Source organism: Pseudarthrobacter sp. lyk4-40-TYG-27 (genome assembly GCF_030209295.1).
In the GTDB taxonomy this organism is placed as follows: domain Bacteria; phylum Actinomycetota; class Actinomycetes; order Actinomycetales; family Micrococcaceae; genus Arthrobacter.
Window position 1 is genome coordinate 1 of record NZ_JARVSH010000019.1, and the last position, 4,409, is coordinate 4,409.

General features: G+C 66.8%; 2 protein-coding genes. Both read right to left on the reverse strand.

Annotation, left to right across the window (positions count from 1 at the left end; translation table 11 throughout):
- Window positions 1-168: 168 nt before the first annotated feature.
- Window positions 169-3,201 (reverse strand): glycoside hydrolase family 2 TIM barrel-domain containing protein, encoded by a 3,033-nt coding sequence (locus QRM96_RS20525; RefSeq protein WP_285320796.1) that lies wholly within the window; start codon window positions 3,199-3,201, stop codon window positions 169-171.
- Between the two features lie 96 nt (window positions 3,202-3,297).
- A complete protein-coding gene (locus tag QRM96_RS20530) occupies window positions 3,298-4,305 on the reverse strand; it encodes a LacI family DNA-binding transcriptional regulator (protein WP_285320797.1) in 1,008 nt (335 codons plus the stop codon).
- Between the last annotated feature and the right edge of the window lie 104 nt (window positions 4,306-4,409).

The following is a 4,409-nucleotide window of genomic DNA, read 5'->3' on the forward strand; positions in this document are numbered from 1 at the left end:
AGAAAACAATACACGCCCACCAACCCCACCGCAAATCCAGGAACAGGGGGCTCCGTACACTGCCGGAAACCGCGAATTTCCGCGGTTTCCGGCAATGCTGACCGTGCCCTCTCAGTACCTTCGAGGGTTTGGAGCCGATGTCGGGTGGCTCACATTCCCGGAGTGGCCTCAGCCGTGGACTTGGAGGAGGACCTCAAACTCAGCTTCGCGGGGCTTCAGCCGGTAGGGCTCCAGGACGCCGGGACCACAGGCCGCGGTGCCAACGCCCCGCCGGGCGTGATCAATGTAAACGTAGCTGCGTCCGTCCGGAACGAGGTCGGGACGATGCGTCGCTGCTGCGAGGACGTCCATGCCGTAGGGCCTGACGGTCAGCGCAAAGGGCTCTCCGGAGAGTTGCAGCTGCTTGCCGCCGGTTTCGAGAACCGCCTGCCGTACGGAGCCGCGCGCCCCGGACTCCTGCGGCCGGACATAATCTACATCCCAGCCGGCGAGCGGCAGCTCGAACCACCCCACCCGCGCTCCCTGGCCGGTGTCGGGGTAACTCTGGTGCGGTCCCTGCCCGAACCAGTTCACCGTGGTTGTCTCGACCGCCAGGACCAGCTCCAGACCGATTCGCGCCCATTCGATGTCGAAGCCGGCGTTGACCCAGTCCCCTGCCGGCTTAACGCGGGTGCGCAGTGCCAGTGCTCCGGAGTTGCTGGTCCACAGGTAATCAACCAGCACTCCGTACTGCTTGTCCGCAATGCCAACGCGGGTGCTGACACGGAGTTGTTCCCCGCCCCCTGCCGCGGGTTCTGCCGTGATGCCCAACAGGCGTGTGTGGAGGCGGTCAAGACCTGCGTCCTTCCACTGGGTGGCAAGCGGCCGCTCGTCGGTGCTCCCCCATTCCCGGCCCAGGTCGTTGTCAGTGGGTGCCCACCACAGGACCAGCCCCAGTTTGTCGACGGGAAGGCCGCCGATGGACGTGGGCATGCCGGTGGCCCGGTTGAACCGGGCGTTGCCAAGTTTCAGCTCGTCGTCCATGACCTCGACACCGTCCACGGCGGGCAGCCGGGGATCCTGGGTCCCAAAACGGGCAGCCTGGCCCCAGGCGACCTCGTGGCCGGCCCCTGCCCAGGCCGTATCGGAAGCAAGCACCGCGCTCACCGTCAGCACGGCAGACTGGCTGGATGCCGGCGCGGCAGCATACCGGGCAATCTCCGTCGGCAGCTCGACGACGGCCTCGGACTGGGGCGCTATCGGCGCAACGGCCACGGACCCCTCCACCTGGGTGTCGCCGTCGGCCACAACTGTGTACCGGAAGCTGAAGGCGGACGTGTCCGCAAAGTCCTGGCCGTTCCGCACGGTGAAGCGGGCCCAATCCTGCCCGACCTCTATGCGCAGCGGCTCGATGACCTTCTTGAAGTCCAGCAGCCCGGGGCGGGGCTTGCGGTTGGCGTCAACCAAGCCGTCAGTGACGAAGTTTCCATCGTGGATCTCTTCGCCAAAATCCCCGCCGTAGGCGAAGTGTTCGCTGCCATTCGCGTCCGTCACGGTGATGCCGTGCTCCAGCCACTCCCACACGAAGCCGCCCATCAGCCGTGGGTATTTGTCGAACAGTTCCTGGTATTCGCTCATGCCACCGGGCCCGTTGCCCATGGCATGGACGTATTCGCAGAGCACGAATGGCATGGCGCGGCGCCTGGCGTCCAGTTCGGCGTTCTCGAGGGGCGGTTCGATTCCTTGGCCGATCAGCGCCGTCTCGGCCTGGCTGGCATACATCCGGGAGTAGACGTCAACGTCGGGCGAAGACCAGTCGCCTTCGTAGTGGATGGGACGCGACGGGTCGCGGTCCTTGGCCCAGCGCGACATGGCGGCAAGGTTCCGGCCCGTGCCAGCCTCGTTGCCGAGCGACCACATGATGACTGACGGATGGTTCTTGTCGCGTTCCACGGTCCGCTCCATCCGGTCCACCAGGGCTTCCTCCCACTGCGGATCGTCGCTGGGGTTCTGCGCCCATCCGGCCCCCACGAATCCATGCGTCTCGAGGTCGCATTCGAGGACCACATAGAACCCGAGCTGGTCTGCCAGGGCGAGGAATTCCGGATGCGGCGGGTAATGCGAGGTGCGGATCGCGTTGATGTTGTGTTGCTTCATCAACCGCAGTTCCGCCTCCACCACATCCCGCGGCACCACGCGGCCCAGCCTGGGATGGTGTTCATGGCGGTTTACGCCGCGAAGCAGGATGCGCCGGCCGTTGACTTTGAACTGGGCGTCTTCGATGGTGATGCTTCGGAATCCCACCTGCACGGATGCTGTCTCACCGGGGGTGCTGACGGTGGCGTCATACAGGCGCGGCTGCTCCGCCGACCACGGCGCCACGCCCGGGACAGTATGTTGGGCCCCGGCGGGGAGTTCCAGGCCGAGTTCAGGGATGCGGACGACGGCGTCAATCGCCTTGCCGGCCCGGGTCGCCTCGACCCTCAGCGTGCCGTGACCCGTCGCGTGGTCGTAGTCCGCGTGGACGAACAGATCGTCGAGGCCGTCAGCGGGCCGCGCCTGGAGGGTCACGTCCCGGAAGATCCCCGGAAGCCACCACATGTCCTGGTCCTCCACGTAGCTCGCGGCGGAGAACTGGGCCACCCGCACCGCCAGGGTGTTGGCGCCTACCACCAGAATGCCGGACACGTCGAATTCGTGGGCCAGCCTGCTGCCGCGGGTGGTTCCGAGTTCAACACCGTTCAGCCATACCGTCCCGGCGTTGTCGATGCCGTCGAACCGCAACAGCGCGTGCGGGAAGAACTCCGGGCCCGCCTGGAAGGTCACCAGGTGGTCACCGATGGGGTTGGCTTCCTGGACGAACGGCGGTTCCACGGCGAAGGGGAACTGGACATTGGTGTAGGCCGGGGATCCGTGGCCGTGCATGCTCCAGCTGGAAGGGACAGGCAGCGGGACGAAACCGGCCAGGTGCGTGCCGTGCTGCCACCCGTCGTTGGGCGCAGTCCGGATTCCAGGGCTCAGCCTGAACTGCCAATCACCGTTGAGGGACAGCCTGGGCGCGTCAGTTGCCAGGTAGGAGCGCGCGGGCAGGCTTCCGCGTCCCGGCGCCAGCGAGGCCAACTCCCGGACCTCTTCCTGGCCAAGCTCCAGGTTGGGGGTGGAGTGTGTGGCGCCGCGGGGGTCCTGGCCGCCATCAGTGGCGGCGGGGGTGTGGAATGCCATGGTCTTCCTTGCTGCAGGTGTGGTTGACGGGGTTGCGTGAACGTTCACGCGGATGCGGTTAAAGCCTATCCGCTGCGCGCGCCTTTGAGTAGGGGCCTAGGCGGACTGGCGGAGGACCAGCTCGTGCCGAAGGATCAGATGGGCCTCGGTCCCGCCTTCCGCGAGCGAGCCCGAGAGGAGTCCTTCGAGGAGGCCGACGGCGGCACGTCCGACGGCTCGCAGGTCCAGTGCGAGGGTGGTCAGCTCAGGGGTGAGCAGTTCTCCGAGCGGTATCCCGTCCATTCCGATGACTGCGCAGTCGCCCGGCACGGCGTTGCCGGAGGCCTGCAAGGCTTTAAGCGCACCGGCGGCCATGAGGTCGTTGAAGGCAAGGATCCCGTCAACGGGTTTTGCTCGGCCAGCCAGGAGGGCCACGGCCGCCTTGGCGGCGGCCGCGGAGGGCTCGGCCTGGAAGCGGGTGAGCTGCATTCCCGCTTCCTCGGCGACGGCTGCTGCTGCCGCGCTCCGACTGCCGGCAGGCGCTCCCTGGTTCGAGTCCAGGAAGGCGACGTTCGTGCAACCCCTGCCGGCAAGGTGCGCAAGTGCCAGCCTCGCGGCGTGGTGGTAGTCGAACGAGATGCGGCCGGCGGTTCCCGCGTCCGGTGAGTCCAGGGCGACGACGGGCCGGCGGCCCATCAGCGCCTGCGCCTCGTCCGCGTGTGGCGCAAGGTAGCCAATAAGGGCGTCCACCTGGGGTGCGAGCCTGGCAGCGGCGTCGGCCGCACTGCCGGTTCCGTGCCCGTAGTCATCAACCACGACGTTCCAGCCGCGCCCGGTGGCTGCCTCCACCACGCTGGACGCAAACGCGGGGAAATATGGGTTGGTCAGGTCCGGGATGGCGAGGCCAATCGATACCTTCGCCCCTTGGACCAACCCCTTGGCGAAGCGGCTGGGGCTGTAGCCCAGCTCCGAAGCGATCCTTTGGACGCGTTCACGGGTCTCGGGGCTGATCCCGGCCATGTCGTTCATGGCACGGGTTACGGTTTGCCGGGAGACGCCGGAGGCAGCGGCAACATCGAGGATGGTGGCCCGCTTGCCCTTGGGGCCCGTGTTTCGGGGAGTCATAGACGGTAAGTCTAGGTGGTGTTTTTAAATGTGGGAGGCCCCAACCGTGTGGTTGGGGCCTCGACCAATGTGTGTGTCCGGCGGTGTCCTACTCTCCCACACCC